14 protein-coding genes are annotated in these 14,127 nt (G+C 71.5%); 11 read left to right on the top strand and 3 right to left on the bottom strand.

Annotated elements, in window-relative coordinates:
- Window positions 1–206: 206 nt before the first annotated feature.
- Window positions 207–800 (bottom strand): hypothetical protein, encoded by a 594-nt coding sequence (locus RM704_RS21385; protein WP_033526281.1) that lies wholly within the window; start codon window positions 798–800, stop codon window positions 207–209.
- Between the two features lie 486 nt (window positions 801–1,286).
- The gene (locus RM704_RS21380) at window positions 1,287–2,621 is read right to left on the bottom strand and encodes an MFS transporter (RefSeq protein WP_052145928.1); all 1,335 of its coding nucleotides are present in this window, start codon (window positions 2,619–2,621) and stop codon (window positions 1,287–1,289) included.
- Window positions 2,622–2,837: 216 nt separating this feature from the next.
- On the opposite strand from RM704_RS21380, the gene RM704_RS21375 reads away from it, so the two are divergent.
- Window positions 2,838–3,449: a helix-turn-helix domain-containing protein gene (locus tag RM704_RS21375; protein WP_033526280.1), complete on the top strand. Its 612-nt coding sequence runs from the start codon at window positions 2,838–2,840 to the stop codon at window positions 3,447–3,449.
- A 108-nt stretch (window positions 3,450–3,557) separates the two neighbouring features.
- Here RM704_RS21375 and RM704_RS21370 read toward each other — a convergent pair whose 3' ends face one another.
- Window positions 3,558–4,412, bottom strand: a complete 855-nt coding sequence (locus RM704_RS21370) for an IclR family transcriptional regulator (RefSeq protein ID WP_033526279.1) — start codon at window positions 4,410–4,412, stop codon at window positions 3,558–3,560.
- Window positions 4,413–4,640: 228 nt separating this feature from the next.
- Between RM704_RS21370 and RM704_RS21365 the strand changes: the two genes are divergently transcribed.
- The 10 genes from RM704_RS21365 to RM704_RS21320 all read left to right on the top strand — a co-directional run bounded on the left by RM704_RS21365 (window position 4,641) and on the right by RM704_RS21320 (window position 14,126).
- Window positions 4,641–5,963: an aromatic ring-hydroxylating dioxygenase subunit alpha gene (locus RM704_RS21365; RefSeq protein ID WP_033526278.1), complete on the top strand. Its 1,323-nt coding sequence runs from the start codon at window positions 4,641–4,643 to the stop codon at window positions 5,961–5,963.
- Window positions 5,963–6,316 (top strand): bifunctional 3-phenylpropionate/cinnamic acid dioxygenase ferredoxin subunit, encoded by a 354-nt coding sequence (locus RM704_RS21360; RefSeq protein ID WP_033526277.1) that lies wholly within the window; start codon window positions 5,963–5,965, stop codon window positions 6,314–6,316. Before RM704_RS21365 ends, RM704_RS21360 begins: the two co-directional genes overlap by 1 nt.
- Window positions 6,313–7,527: an NAD(P)/FAD-dependent oxidoreductase gene (locus tag RM704_RS21355; protein ID WP_033526276.1), complete on the top strand. Its 1,215-nt coding sequence runs from the start codon at window positions 6,313–6,315 to the stop codon at window positions 7,525–7,527. Before RM704_RS21360 ends, RM704_RS21355 begins: the two co-directional genes overlap by 4 nt.
- A 96-nt stretch (window positions 7,528–7,623) precedes the next feature.
- Window positions 7,624–8,184: a 3-phenylpropionate/cinnamic acid dioxygenase subunit beta gene (locus RM704_RS21350; protein ID WP_033526275.1), complete on the top strand. Its 561-nt coding sequence runs from the start codon at window positions 7,624–7,626 to the stop codon at window positions 8,182–8,184.
- 19 nt (window positions 8,185–8,203) lie between these two features.
- Window positions 8,204–9,070, top strand: coding sequence for an alpha/beta fold hydrolase (locus RM704_RS21345; protein ID WP_033526274.1), 867 nt, complete (start codon window positions 8,204–8,206; stop codon window positions 9,068–9,070).
- Window positions 9,070–9,891, top strand: a complete 822-nt coding sequence (locus RM704_RS21340; protein ID WP_033526273.1) for an SDR family NAD(P)-dependent oxidoreductase — start codon at window positions 9,070–9,072, stop codon at window positions 9,889–9,891. The genes RM704_RS21345 and RM704_RS21340 overlap by 1 nt, the downstream gene beginning before the upstream one ends.
- A 64-nt stretch (window positions 9,892–9,955) precedes the next feature.
- Window positions 9,956–11,536 carry an acyl-CoA synthetase gene (locus tag RM704_RS21335; protein WP_033526272.1) on the top strand — a complete coding sequence of 527 codons (1,581 nt, stop codon included), beginning with the start codon at window positions 9,956–9,958 and terminating at the stop codon, window positions 11,534–11,536.
- Between the two features lie 4 nt (window positions 11,537–11,540).
- Window positions 11,541–12,023: a GNAT family N-acetyltransferase gene (locus RM704_RS21330; protein ID WP_052145925.1), complete on the top strand. Its 483-nt coding sequence runs from the start codon at window positions 11,541–11,543 to the stop codon at window positions 12,021–12,023.
- Between the two features lie 166 nt (window positions 12,024–12,189).
- Window positions 12,190–13,179 carry a zinc-binding dehydrogenase gene (locus RM704_RS21325; RefSeq protein WP_033526271.1) on the top strand — a complete coding sequence of 330 codons (990 nt, stop codon included), beginning with the start codon at window positions 12,190–12,192 and terminating at the stop codon, window positions 13,177–13,179.
- An 8-nt stretch (window positions 13,180–13,187) separates the two neighbouring features.
- Window positions 13,188–14,126 carry a 3-carboxyethylcatechol 2,3-dioxygenase gene (locus RM704_RS21320; protein ID WP_033526270.1) on the top strand — a complete coding sequence of 313 codons (939 nt, stop codon included), beginning with the start codon at window positions 13,188–13,190 and terminating at the stop codon, window positions 14,124–14,126.
- The last annotated feature ends 1 nt before the right edge of the window (window position 14,127 follow it).

The following is a 14,127-nucleotide window of genomic DNA, read 5'->3' as shown; positions in this document are numbered from 1 at the left end:
GAACAGCAGGCGTACAAGCTATGTATCCGCCCATCCCCTCGCAATCCTGCCCGAGCTGTGAGACTGCCTACGGGGATACGCAGTTGGTCTTGCGTCCGGGCCGGGGGCGTCCTGGCCTGTGGTGGAGCGACTGACGCCGCCGGTCCGGCCGGCACGGGCAAAGAGCCCTGTGGGCCGGACCGGCGGGCGTTGCGCCGCGTTCGGGGTCAGGTCACCTGACCGTCCGGTACGCACTCGGCAAGGTGTCGGTCACCGTGTTGCCGTCGCGGTCGACGAGAGTGGCCTTGAGGCCGACTGTGGTGGGCCGGGTCGGGTGGGTGAGGGTCAGGTACCGCTTGCCGTTCGCCGCGGTGCACGGTGGCGTGTTTCCAGGTGCGGCCGTCGTCGTACGACACCTTCACGGTCAGGGACCTGACCGCGCCCTTCTTTTCCGCCGGCCCCTGGATGCCGATCGGGACGGTGAATCGGTTGCCCGCCCTGGCGGTGCTGGTCAGGGACAGCTTCGGGGTGAAGCGGACCACGGAGAGGGGGAGGCGTTCGACCTGACTGTCGGCCGTGGGGGACGAGGTGAAGGTCCACTCCGCCGAGACCCGGCCGCCGACGGTCACGGAACCGGCCGGATGGGAACTGTCGATGCCGAGGCGGTACGTGGCCTTGTGCGGCAGCAGGCCGGCGAGCGGGAATCCGCAGGGATCCGCCGGTACGTCGGTGATGGTGAGCCCGGCTACCGCCAGGAGCGAGACTGAGCCGTACGGCACGGCCCGGATGCGGCGCTTGGGCAGTCTGTGCTTGTTCGGCAAAGGAGCTCTCTCTTCCCCGGTCAACGAGGTGCGTGGCGCGCGTCGGCGCACGAAGCGGCCCCGGGCAAGGGGGAGTGCCTGGGGCCGCTTGCGGTGGGGTGCGGGTGACGTGGGCGTCACCGGCTGGGAGAGAGTCTTGGGCGGGCGGGGATTTGTAAGTAACCCCGCCAGACCACTGAGGGTCGTCGGCGTGGCGAGGGAGCTCATCGGGGCCGGGAAGGCCAAGCACTTCCGCTCCCCGGCACCACGAAGATCCACCGCTTGCTGGAGAACACCGACGCGGTCGACGTCGAGCTCACCCAGGAGGACCTGGAGGAGATCACCGAGGCGGCCGACCGGGTCGATGTCCGCGGGGATCGCTGCCCCGGACACATGCAGCGGTGGATCAATCGCTGCCCTCCGCGGCTGCGCGGGCCCCGCCGCGGGAGCACGCGACGCTGGGCGATGCTGACGGTGGCCGCCCGGGTGAGCGGTCGCCCATGGTTGTCAGAGCTCGAACTCTCCGTCCCGGGTCTCCGGCAGAGCCAGGACACACGCCAGGCTGACGAGGCACAGGCCGCCCGCGTAGGCGCCCAGTGCCAGCGGCGATGCCCAGTGGCTGTTCAGCCAGGTGGCGACCAGCGGGGCGAAGCCGCCGCCGAGCGTGTTGGCGAGGATGAACGTCGCGGAGGCGCCCGTGTAGCGCAGCCGGGCCGGGAACAGCTCCGGCAGGAACGCCGCGATCGGCGCGAACATCAGGGTGAACAGGGTCAGGCCGACCGTGAACGCCCCGGTGATGACGAGCCCGTTGCGGGTGTTCAGTGACCCGAACATGGGCAGTGCCCACAGCACACATCCGATCGCGCCCGCCAGGATCACGGGTCGTCTGCCGACCCGGTCGGCCAGCCGGGCGGCGGGGACGGTCGTGGCCGCGGCGGCGACGGCCCCCACGCTCGCGGCGGTCAGCATCGTGCTCTGGGGGATGCCGAGGGCTTTCGGCCCGTACGAGAGGCTGTAGACGACCGTCAGGTAGTACACCGAGGAGCCGCCGATCCCGGCGCCGATGCCGAGCACCAGTCGGCGGGGGTGTTCCTTGAGCAGTGTGCCGAGCGGGAAGCGGGGAGCGGCGCCCGCGGTGCGCCCCCGCTCCGCGAACACCGGCGACTCGGTGACCCTCGTACGCACCCAGAGACCGATGACGATCAGCAGGGCACTCAGCAGGAAGGGCACGCGCCATGCCCCGGCCGCGAAGCCGTCGCGCCCGGCGATGGAGAGGGTCGGCAGAATGACGGCGCTGGAGAGCAGGAAGCCCAGCAGAGGGCCGACTTGGGGGATCGACGCGAACATCGCCCGGCGCCCGGGGGGTGCGTGCTCGGCGGCCAGCAGCACCGCGCCGCCCCACTCGCCGCCCATGCTGACGCCCTGGAGAAGCCGGAGTGCCACCAGCAGGACGGGGGCGAGCAGGCCGGCGGTCTCGTACGTCGGCAGCAGGCCGACGCCCACCGTCGCCACGCCCATCAGGAGAAGCGAGACGACCAGTGCCCGCTTGCGGCCCAGCCGGTCGCCGATGGTGCCGAACAGCACCACGCCCACGGGACGGGCCAGGAACGCGGCCGCGAAGGTGAGGAAGGCGGCGAGGGTCTGGACCGTGGCGCTGCCGGACGGGAAGAAGGCCGGGCCCAGGACGAGCGCGGCCGCGGTGCCGTACACCGCGAAGTCGTAGTACTCGACCGTGGTGCCGATGAGGCTCGCGACGGCGACCCGCGACACCGTGCGTGTGTCGCTCGGGCCGTTCGTGCGTGTGTCGGGGTGCGTGGGCGGACTGCTGACGGCTTCGGACATGAGCGGCTCGATTCCGGTTGGACTGGGGCATGGGGTGCCGGTGATCCACGCCACAGCGGGGACGTGATGCGCAGAAAGGTGTCGCCTGGCCGAAAGTCGTGCACGCGGTCGTGCCGTCCTCCGGCACACCGCGGGCGGCTGCGATATGTGCGCTTCGCCGGAGTGCTCGCCCTGGCCGGGGGCCGCCGGTTTTCGACCTGCGCTTAGAGTGAGGGCGTGTCCGAAGGAAACGCCGTGGTGGCACGCAATGTGCGCCTTCTGAGAGAGCAGCGGGGTCTGTCCCTGGCCGAACTGGCCCGGCAGGCGGGGCTGGCGAAGCAGACCCTGTCGAACCTGGAGCAGGGGGCGGGTAACCCCACGGTGGACACCTTGTTCTCCATCGCGACCGCGCTCGGCGTGCCCGTCACCAGGCTCGTGGCGGAGCGCGAACAGATGATGACCGTGCAGCGGGGCGACGACGTCGTCTGGCAGCGGCACGCGGGCTACGAGTCCCGCTCGCTGGACCACGTCTACGGATCCGGTGTCATCGAGAACTATCTGGTGCGCGTCAGCCGGGACTCCGAGGGCGCGGGCAGGGCGTCCGAGCCGCACCCGGTGGGCACCCTGGAGCATCTGTACGTCATCAGCGGCCGGGTGCGCGTGGGCCCCGCGGACACTCCGGTGGAGCTGTCGGCAGGCGACTTCGTCCGCTATCCGGGCGACCGCCCGCATGTGTACGAGTCGCTGGACGGCGAGAGCCTGGTGCACATCGTGGTGAGTGTGCCGCGGGTGCAGCCCGGTACCGGCGGAACGACCGTCGCGCGCACTCATGGCGGCGGTCGGCACTGAGCGCCGGATGGTGCGCCGTCGGTCGGCACATCTGCTGGGTGCGTACGGCCCGGGCCGGGAGCGTGGTCACGGACGGACAGGCCGCTGGGGCGGCGACCCCGGCGTGAGTCAGGCCCCCAGAAGACCGCCGAGCCCGGCCGGTGCCGCCTGCCGCGCCTTCGCCGCGGTGATCGTCCGGGCCGCTTCGAAGGCGACGCGGCGCAGGGCAGGGGCGAAGCGGGCGGGGTCGAAGCGCCGGTCCGCGCCGGCGATGGACAGAGCGGCCACGGGGCGACCGGCGGGCCCCATGATCGGCACGGCGACGCAGGTGAGGCCGAGGGCGGCTTCCTGGCGGTCGTAGGCGATGCCGTCCTGGCGGATGCGGCGCAGGTCGGCCCGGAAGAGGTCGGAGTCGCTCAGGGTGTACTCGGTGCGGGCGGCAAGCCCCGCCTCGACGGCCGCCTCGGCGGCGTCGTGGTCGAACGCCAGGAGAGCCTTGCCGACCCCCGTGCAGTAGGCGGGCAGACGGGCGCCGATCCGTGAGGGTGAGCGGGCCGCCCGGTGGCCGCTGAGCTTGTTGACGTAGACGATGTGCGTGCCGTGGAGCACGGCGAGGTGCACGGTCTCGTGGGTCAGCTCGTACAGGTCCGCCAGGTGCGGCAGCAGCCGCTCCTGGAGCAGTGGGGTGTGGGAGCCGTAGGCCCGGCTGCCGATGTCGAAGAGCTGCGCGCCCAGCCGGTAGTCGCTGCCGACCCGCTCGACAAGGTCGTTGCGCTGGAGGATGCCCAGGAGCCGGAAGGTCGTCGACTTGCTCATGCGGGTGCGGCGGGCCAGCTCGCTCACACCGATCTCGCCGTCCAGCTCGGCGAGGGACTTCAGCAGAGTGAGTGCCTTGTCGACGGCCGTCTGCTGTGTCGACGCGGTGTCCGGCCCGCAGCCGGGCGCGGGCTCGCTGTGGTGCGAAGGAGGGGAGTGAACGGGCATGGCGGGCTCCGATGACGATCCGGCGACACATTAAAATGGACGCCTGTCCAATGTAGGTGACCATTTCGGGGTTGTAAACGGGACGAAGCCTCGGTGCTGTTCCATATCTCGGCACGATGACTGGGCAGGGCATCGCCGGGCGACGTCTCCTGTGCCCATGCAGCGACATGGCACCGCGGCCCCGACCGCCTCAGCGCCGCGGATTCCCACGTGCGAGGAGGCCCAGCGATGACATCCACCCCTGTCCGTCCGGCGGACCGTCCGGCTCGTGTCCGCGAGCCGTCCGTCGACGTCGGCGCCTACTTCGACCTGGACCGGGGCCTGATCGACCGGACGATCTTCAGCGACACCGCCCTCTACCGACAGGAGCTGCGCCGCGTCTTCGCGCCGAGTTGGCTGTTCCTCGCGCACGAGAGCCAGTTCAGCAAGCCCGGCGACTTCTTCACCACGTACATGGGCGAGGACCCGGTCATCGTCACGATGGGCCGCGACCGCAAGCTGCGGGCCTTCCTCAACGCCTGCCGCCACCGGGGCATGCGGGTCTGCCGCGCCGACGCGGGCGCCACGAAGGCGTTCACCTGCAGTTATCACGGCTGGGCGTACGACACCTCCGGCAAGCTGATCAACGTCCCCAACGGCGAGGACTACCCCGCCCACTTCGACCAGGAGCAATGGGGTCTGATCGAGGTCGCCCAGCTCGACACGTACAAGGGACTCGTCTTCGCGACCTGGAGTCCCGAGGCCCCGCCGCTGCGCCAGGCGCTCGGCGGACTCGCCTGGTATCTGGACGCGATGCTCGACCGTGACCCGGAGGGCACCGAGGTGGTCGGCGGGGTGCACAAGTGGGTGCTGGAGGGCAACTGGAAGCTCGCGGCGGAGCAGTTCGCCTCCGACTGGTACCACGTCAACATCTCGCACGCCTCCGCGTTGATGGTCATGTCCCCCACCGGCAAGGGCCCCAAGGCCGAGATCGTGCAGACGCCGGGAAGGCAGTACACCGACCCGCTCGGCCACGGCCACGGCTTCCCCACCCACCCGAAGAGCCGCTTCGACGACCGGGTCGTACACGGCCACTACGACTACGACGTGCTGCGCGAACGCCTCGGTGACGCCCGCGTCGAGGGCCCGATGACCACGGGGCACGGCACGGTCTTCCCGAACTTCTCCTACCTCCCGGTCAACGGGTCCATCCGTGTCTGGCACCCCAAGGGCCCGGACAAGATGGAGGTCTGGGCCTGGACACTCGTCGACAGGTCCATGCCGGACGAGGTCAAGGACGCCCAACGGGTCTACAACCTGCGGACGTTCGGGCCGACCGGCATCTTCGAGCAGGACGACGGCGAGAACTGGAGCGAGGTCCAGGCCACGGCCCACGGTTTCGTGTCCGGCTCCATGACCCTCAACTACCAGATGGGGCTGGGCCTTCAGACGGAGGACGGCATCCACCCCGGCACCACCGGCCACCTCTACAGCGACGGTGCCGCCCGCGGCTTCTACACCCGCTGGCGCGACCTGATGAACACGCCGGCCTGGCACGAGAAGGACAGCTGATGAGCACGAGCACCACCGGTACCGGTATCCGCGTCGCCGAGGTGGGCGACATCGAGGACGGCGAGGCGCTCCAGGTGCCCGCCGAGGCCACCGGCCACGGCGACGTCATCGCCGTCTTCCACGACGACGGCGCCTACTACGCCCTCGACGACACCTGCTCCCACGGCCGGGCCTCGCTGTCCGAGGGCTGGATCGAGGACGGCGAGGTGGAGTGTCCGCTGCACAGTGCCCGCTTCTGCCTGAAGTCCGGCGAACCGCAGTGCATGCCCGCCACCGTCGCCGCACGCACCCACCGGGTCGAGGTCCGCGACGGCGGCATCTGGCTGCACCCCGGCCAGGAGGCCACCGCATGACCCACCCGCGGCGCATCGCCGTCGTCGGCGCGGGCCTGGCCGCCGTCTCCACCTGCGACGCCCTGCGCGCCCAGGGCTACGACGGTGAGCTCACGCTGTTCTCCGCCGAGCACGGACTGCCGTACGACAGGCCGCCACTCAGCAAGGACGTCCTGCTCGGCAAGGCCCGGCGCGAGGACGTCCTGCTGCGGCCGGAGCGGTGGTACGAGGAGCAGCGCGTCCAGGTGCGCGAGGGCACCCGGGTCCGGGCGCTCCGCCCGCACGAGGGCGGCCTGGAGCTGATCGACGGGTCGGTCGTGGGCACCGACATGATCGTGCTGGCCACCGGCGGCACACCCCGCGCGCTGCCCGTGCCCGGCGGCGACGACCCGGCCGTACACCTGCTGCGTACCTGGGAGGACGCCGAGCGGCTGCGGGAACGCCTGCTGCCCGGCGCTCGGGTGGCCGTGGTCGGGGCCGGGCTGATCGGTGCCGAGACCGCGGCCGTCGCCCACGCCCTGGGCTGCCGCGTCACCCTGGTCGACCCGGTGCCGGTACCGCTGGCCGCGGTGGTCGGGGACGACATCGCGGGCGCCCTGCACCTCAGGCACTCCGCCGAGGGCATCGAAGTGATCACCGCCGGTGTCGAGCGCGTCGAGGCCCGGACAGGAGGCGTTCTGCTGCACCTCCACGGGTACGGCGAGGTCATCGCCGCCGACACGGTGGTGGTCGGCATCGGCATCCGGCCCGCCACCGAACTGGCCGAGGCCGGCGGACTCGCCGTGGACGACGGCATCGTGGTCGACGCCGCTCAGCGCACCTCCCGTCCGAACGTCTTCGCCGTCGGTGATGTGGCCCGTCGGGACGGGCAACGCGTACGGCACGAGCACTGGGAGGCAGCCCAGCAGGGGGGCGAGGCGGCCGCCCGCGGCATCCTAGGCCGCCCTGTTCCGGAGCCCGGCGCACCGTGGTTCTGGTCCGACCGGCACGGCTCACGCCTGGAAGCGGTCGGCACGATGGCCGACGCCGAGCGGACCGTGCGGCGCGGCGCGCCTGACAGCGCTGCCTTCACCGTCCTCGGGCTGCGCGGTGATCGGGTCGTGGCCGCAGCCGCCATCGACCGCGCCCGTGACATCAAGGCCGCCCGCCGTCTCGTCGACCGCGGCACCGCGGTCGACCCGGCGCACCTGACCGACGAGGACACCGACCTGCGGGCGCTGCTCAGGCGCTGACCCCCGCCGTGCCACACACCGGCACACGCGCTCCCCGAACCACCCTCTCCGCGCTGGAATGACAGCACCGAGCGCGGCCCGCTGGAGGACCCACCGATGAGTATTCACCCGGAGCCGGCGGTCGACGAGGCCTCGACGGTCTCCTCCGACGACATCCGGCTCCACTTCGAGGCGCAGCGACTGTACGCGGTCGAGGCGCGACTCCTCGACCAGCACCGCTACGCGGACTGGCTGGAGCTGTTCGCCGACGACCTGCACTACTGGGCGCCGGTGCGCACCAACCGGCTGCGCCGTCAGCAGGCCCTGGCCGACGGCTCGCCCGGCGAGGTGGCGATCTTCGACGAGACCAAGGCCAGTCTGGCCTGGCGGATCCGCCGCTTCGACTCGGGCATGGCCTGGGCCGAGGACCCGCCCTCACGGACCCGGCACCTGATCACCAATGTGACGGTACGGCCGGGCGAGGCGAGCGGTGAGTACGTCGCCGAGTCGGCGTTCCTCTGCTACCGCAACCGGCTGGAGCGCGAGGTCGACCTCTACGCCGGAGGCCGCACCGACGTCCTGCGCCGCACCGAGGACGGCGGTCTGCTGATCGCCCGCCGCACGATCCTGCTCGACCAGAACGTCCTGCTCGCCAAGAACATCAGCACCTTCCTGTGATGACCGACCGGAGACCCACGTGAGCACTGCACAGACTGAAGAGCCGAAGCTCGTCGAGCACATGGTGCGGACGACGCTCGGGACCGTCGCGGTCAGCGAGGCCGGCGAGGGACCGGTGCTGGTGATGCTGCACGGCGGCGGCCCCGGTGCGAGCGCGGTGGCCAACTACCACCAGAACCTGGCCGCCCTCACCCCGCACTTCCGGGTCGTGCTGCCCGACCAGCCCGGTTTCGGCGGCAGTTACCGTCCGACCGAGGCGGACCTGGACGCCCGTAGCATCACCGAGATCACGGTCGACGCGCTGCTGCAGACCCTGGACGCCCTCGGCATCGACCGGTTCCACCTGCTGGGCAACAGCCTCGGCGGCGCCGCCGCCATCGCCACCGCACTCGCCGCTCCCGAGCGCGTCGAGAAGCTGGTGCTGATGGCGCCGGGCGGCGGCTGGCTGCCGTTCGGGCCGACCCCGACCGAGGGCCAGAAGGCGATGTTCCGCTACTACCACGGCGAAGGCCCGACGGTGAGGAAGATGCGGGACTTCATCCGCGTCATGACCGCCGAGCCGAAGCGCTGGGAGGACACCGTCCAGGCCCGCTACGAGGCCTCACTCGACGAGTCCCACATCGCCTTCTACCACGCCTACAACGCCGCCTTCGCCAAGCGGCACGGCATGGACCCGCTCTGGCAGCGCGTCCACAGGATCAAGGCGCCGACCCTGCTGCTGTGGGGCCGCGACGACCGCACCATCACCCTCGACGGCGCCCAGCTCATGCTCAAGCAGATCCGCAATGTCCAGCTGCACGTGTTCGGCGGCTGCGGGCACTGGGTGCAGCTGGAGCGGCAGGCCGAGTTCGAGCGCCTGGTCACCGACTTCCTCGGTGCCCGGTGATGGGCGGCTGGCTGGAGGGCGACGTCGCCCTGATCACCGGCGGCGGCTCGGGCATCGGACGCGCGGTCGCTCTGCGCTATCTGGCCGAGGGGGCACACGTCGCCGTACTGGACCGGGACGCGGACCAGTGGGGCGACCTCCCGGGCGGGGTGCTGACCGTCACCGGTGACGTACGCTCCCCGGACGACCTGCACCGAGCGGTCGAGGCCACCGTCGAGAGCTTCGGCAAGCTGGACATCCTCGTTCCCAACGCCGGGATCTGGGACTACCACCGCAGCGTCACCCGGCTGTCCGGCAAGGAACTGTCCGAGGCGTTCGACGAAATCTTCGGCATCAACGTCAAGGGATACGTCCTGGCCGTGGAGGCCGCCTGGCGGGAACTGGTGCGCAGTCGCGGAAGCATCGTCATGACCCTCTCCAACGCCTCCTTCCACACCGACGGCGGCGGCTCCCTGTACACCGCCAGCAAACACGCCTGCCTCGGCCTGCTCCGCCAGTTCGCCTACGAACTCGCGCCGAAGGTCCGCGTCAACGGCGTCGCCGTCGGCGGCATGCGCACCAAGCTGCGCGGCCCCGAGAGCCTCGGTCTGCAGGACCGCACGCTGGAGGCCTCCTTCGCCAGGAACGAGGCGTCCGGCGACAAGCAGCCGCCTCTCATCCCCTTGTACGACCGCGGCGTCGAGCCCGAGGATTTCACCGGCCCGTACGTCCTGCTCGCCTCCCGCACCAACAGCGGCACCGTCACCGGAGCCGTGATCCCCGCCGACGGCGGCATCGCCGTGCGCGGCTTCCGCACCGCCGCCGGCGGCGCGGGCCTGTAGAGCCCCTCCGCCCCCTGTACGACACCCTCCGCTCTCGTACGACAGCCATCGAAGGAGCCGCCGTATGGCCGCCGTCGACATCAGCCCCGCAGCCGCCCTGCACCGCAGAGCCAAGTACCCGACGCCCACCGCCCTCGTCTACGAGGGCCAGGAGTTCTCCGCCGCCCAGCTCAGCCGCACCGCCGTCGAACTGGCCGCCGGACTCGCCGAGCAGGGACTGCGCCGCGGCGACCGGATCGCCTACCTCGGCTTCAACAGCGTCACCTTCTTCCACACGCTGTTCGCCGCCGCCCACCTCGGGGCCGTCTTCGTCCCCGTCAACTTCCGCCTCGCCGCCGACGAGGTACGCCACATCCTCACCGACAGCGGAGCCCACACCGTGGTCGTCGAGGAGGGACACCGTGCACTGGTCGAGTCGGTCCTCGGCGACATCCCCGCCCGCCGCCACATCCTGGTCGACACCGACCCCGCCTGCCCGGCCGTCAAGGCACCCGCCGCCGCATGGACACCGCTGTCGCGGCTGCTCGGCCCCGGCCGGCCCGAACGGGAACCGGTGCCGCTGCACGACGACGACCTCGGCGCCCTGATGTACACCTCCGGCACCACCGGACGCCCCAAGGGCGTCATGCTCACCCACGGCAACCTGTGGTGGAACGCCGTCAACGTCGACAGCATGGTGGACACCCGCTCCGACGACGTGAACCTGGCCACCGCCCCGCTCTTCCACATCGGCGGCCTCAACGCCCTCACCCTGCGCACCCTGCTGCGCGGTGGCACGGTCGTCCTGCGCCGCGGCTTCGACCCCGCCCAGTGCCTGGCGGACCTCGTCCGGCACCGGGTGACCGCCTTCTTCGCGGTCCCCGCCATGTACGGCGCGCTGGCCCGCACACCCGGCTTCGCCGAGGCCGACCTGGGAGCCCTGCGCTCGGCGGTGGTCGCGGGCGCCCCCGTCCCGCCGCAGCTGATCAAGGACTACGCCGAACGCGGCATCCTGCTCCAGCAGGCCTGGGGGCTCACCGAGACGGCCCCCTTCGCCACGTACCTCCCCGCCGGGCTGACGCTGGAGAAGGCGGGCTCGGCCGGCGCCCCCATGCCGTACACCGAGATCTGCCTCGCCGATCCCGTCACCGGCGCCAGGATCACCGAGGCCGACACCCGCGGCGAGATCTGCGTCCGCGGCCCCAACGTCACCCCCGGCTACTGGAACAACCCGGAGGCGACCCACGCCGCCTTCGACGACGCCGGCTGGTTCCACACCGGCGACATCGCCCACCGCGACAAGGAGGGCTTCTACTACATCGTCGACCGCCTGAAGGACATGATCATCAGCGGCGGCGAGAACATCTACCCCGCCGAGGTCGAGCGCGTCCTCGCCGCCTGCCCCGGCGTCCTGGAGGCGGCCGTCATCGGAGTCCCCGACCCGACATGGGGCGAGACCGTCCAGGCCGTCCTCACCTGTGCGCCCGGAACCTCGCTCACGCTGGAAGAGGTACGGGAGTTCGCCGGCGGGCACCTCGCCCGCTACAAGCTCCCCACCCGGCTCCTGCTCGTCGACCAGCTGCCCCGCAACGCCAGCGGCAAGCTGGCCAAGGGCGAACTGCGCCGCCTGGTCGAGGCGGACGCCGAGCCGGCCGAAGCGGTGTGAGCCCGTGGTGACGACCACGTTCCTCGACGTGCAGCCGCCGCCCGAGCCCCTCCTCGGCGACGACTGGACCCTGCGCCCCCTCGTCGACGCCGATCACGGCGCCCGCGCGTACGCCGTCGCCCCGCGCGGCGGCGGCCCACCGGTCGAGCTGCGGCTGTACCGCGTCCAGCGCCATCCGCTGCGCGCCTGCTACCCGTACGGCGCGTACGACATCGCCGTGGGTCTCGTCCTGGTCCAGGACACGCAGAGCATGGCCGGTCGGCTGCTGAACGACCTCGTCCCCGCGCTGTTCGCCGCCGACCCGCACTGCCGCCGTGTGGTCGCCGCACCGGCCGAGGACGATACTGCCCTCCAGGCCGCCTTCGAAGCGGGCGGCTTTCGCCGGGTCGCGGAAGCGGACCTGCCGAACGGCAGCGTCGTCCTGTTCACGGCGGAACCGTCCTGGTTGGCCGATCTCCCCACGGCCTTGGACGACATGCCTCACTGAGCCCACTTTCCCTCCACAACGGCCGACGGCACAGGTACGAGACCTGGCCGTCGGCCATCGGCGTTCACCGAGAGGGGCGCAGCCCCGGATACGACCACGACGGCCTCCGTGCTGCACAGCGGCACACAAGCTGGAGCCCGGCACCAGGCCACGGTCAACTCAACCCGTGCTTGCCGCTATCGCCATCTCCCAGAGCGCCGCCGACCCGCTGTCCGGGTTGGTCCTGCGCGACGTACCGGAGCCCGATCTCAAGCCCGGCTGGTCCCGGGTCCGGGTCGTGGCCTCCTCGCTCAACATGCACGACCTGTGGACCCTGCGGGGCGTCGGTCACCCGCCCGAGCGGCTCCCGATCGTGCTCGGCTGTGACGCGGCCGGATACGACGAGGACGGCAACGAGGTGATCGTCCACCCGGTGCTCGGCGACCCGGACGCCGGCCGCGGCGACGAGACGCTGGACCCGAACCGGGCGCTGCTGTCCGAGCAGCACGACGGGGCCTTCGCGGAGTACGTCACGGTCCCGACCCGCAACCTGGTCCCCAAGCCCGCGTGGCTGTCGTTCGACGAGGCCGCCTGTCTCCCGGTCGCCTGGACCACGGCCTACCGCATGCTGTTCACCCAGGCCCGGATCACCGCCGGCGACCGAGTGCTGGTGCAGGGCGCCGGCGGCGGTGTCGCCTCCGCCGCCATCAAGCTCGCGGTGGCCGCGGGCGCCGTCGTCTACGCCACCAGCCGCAGCGAGGACAAACGCGCCGAGGCCCTCACCTGGGGCGCCCGGGCCGCCGTACCCACCGGCGAGCGACTGCCCGAGAAGGTCGACGTCGTCATCGAGACGGTCGGCGAGGCGACCTGGTCGCACTCGCTGAAGTCGCTGCGCCCCGGCGGCACGGTCGTGATCGCCGGAGCCACCAGCGGCACCAACCCGCCCGCCGACCTGGGCCGTGTCTTCTACCTCCAGCAGCGCATCCTCGGCTCCACCGGCTGCACCCGCGCCGAGCTGGTGGCGATGTTGCGCATGCTCGACGCGACCGGGGTCCGCCCGGTGATCGACCGGACCCTCCCGCTCACGGACATCCACAAGGGATTCCAGCTCATGATCGACGGCGGGCTGACCGGAAAGCTCGTCATCCACCCGTCGGATTCCCCCTCTCACCGATAGGAACGCCCATGCCCGCAGCAGCCGTCGGGCTGTCCCACTCGCCCCTCATCGGCAAGAACGACCCTGAGCCGGAGGTCCTGGCCCGTGTCGACCGAGCCGTTGACACGGCGCGGACCTTCATCCGCGCCTTCGAGCCGGACCTGGTCGTGCTCTACGCACCCGACCACTACAACGGCTTCTTCTACAAGGAGATGCCGCCGTTCTGCCTGGCCACCGAGGCACACGCGGTGGGCGACTTCGGCACGGCCGCCGGACCGTTGTCGGTCGACACCGCCGCCGCGAGGGCGCTGGCCCAGGGCGCGCTCGACCGTGGCATCGACCTCACTGTCTCGGCCCGGATGACCGTCGACCACGGCTTCGCGCAGCCGCTCGAGGTCCTCTTCGGCGGCATCGACCAGGTGCCGGTCGTGCCCGTCTTCGTCAACGGCGTGGCCACACCGCTGGGTCCGGTGAGCCGCATCAGGGCCCTGGGATCCGCGATCGGGCAGGCGGCCGCCCGCCTCGACCGCCGGGTGCTGTTCCTCGCCTCCGGCGGCCTCTCGCACGACCCGCCCGTACCGGTGCTGGACGGGGCACCGCCCCGAGTCGCCGACGCGCTCATCGAGGGCCACCCGCCGACGCCCGAGCAGCGCGCGAAGGGCGAGCACCGGGTCGTCCAGGCGGGGCGCGACTACGCCGCGGGGTCGAGCGCGATGATCCCGATCAACCCCGCCTGGGACAACCGTCTCCTCGACCACTTGGAACAAGGCGAGTTGGCGGAGTTCGACTCCTGGACCGTGGACGCGATGGCCAAGGAGGCCGGCGGCTCCGCCCACGAGGTCCGCACCTGGATCGCCGCGTTCGCCTCCCTCGCCGCCACCGGGCCGTACGAGATGACCTCCCGCTTCTACGAGGCCATCCCCGCGTGGATCGCCGGGTTCGCCGTGGTCACGGCAGAGGGGCGGTGAC

The organism is Streptomyces gottesmaniae, from assembly GCF_031845845.1.
Classification (GTDB): domain Bacteria; phylum Actinomycetota; class Actinomycetes; order Streptomycetales; family Streptomycetaceae; genus Streptomyces; species Streptomyces akebiae.
Note: the sequence above shows the minus strand (reverse complement) of the source record. Positions and strands in the feature narration are given on the sequence as shown.

Coding starts and splice junctions, on each gene's coding strand:
- RM704_RS21350 (WP_033526275.1), top strand. CDS start 7,624: ATGAGTATTCACCCGGAGCCGGCGGTCGACGAGGCCTCGACGGTCTCC.
- RM704_RS21335 (WP_033526272.1), top strand. CDS start 9,956: ATGGCCGCCGTCGACATCAGCCCCGCAGCCGCCCTGCACCGCAGAGCC.
- RM704_RS21380 (WP_052145928.1), bottom strand. CDS start 2,621: ATGTCCGAAGCCGTCAGCAGTCCGCCCACGCACCCCGACACACGCACG.
- RM704_RS21355 (WP_033526276.1), top strand. CDS start 6,313: ATGACCCACCCGCGGCGCATCGCCGTCGTCGGCGCGGGCCTGGCCGCC.
- RM704_RS21320 (WP_033526270.1), top strand. CDS start 13,188: ATGCCCGCAGCAGCCGTCGGGCTGTCCCACTCGCCCCTCATCGGCAAG.
- RM704_RS21370 (WP_033526279.1), bottom strand. CDS start 4,412: ATGCCCGTTCACTCCCCTCCTTCGCACCACAGCGAGCCCGCGCCCGGC.
- RM704_RS21340 (WP_033526273.1), top strand. CDS start 9,070: ATGGGCGGCTGGCTGGAGGGCGACGTCGCCCTGATCACCGGCGGCGGC.
- RM704_RS21365 (WP_033526278.1), top strand. CDS start 4,641: ATGACATCCACCCCTGTCCGTCCGGCGGACCGTCCGGCTCGTGTCCGC.
- RM704_RS21360 (WP_033526277.1), top strand. CDS start 5,963: ATGAGCACGAGCACCACCGGTACCGGTATCCGCGTCGCCGAGGTGGGC.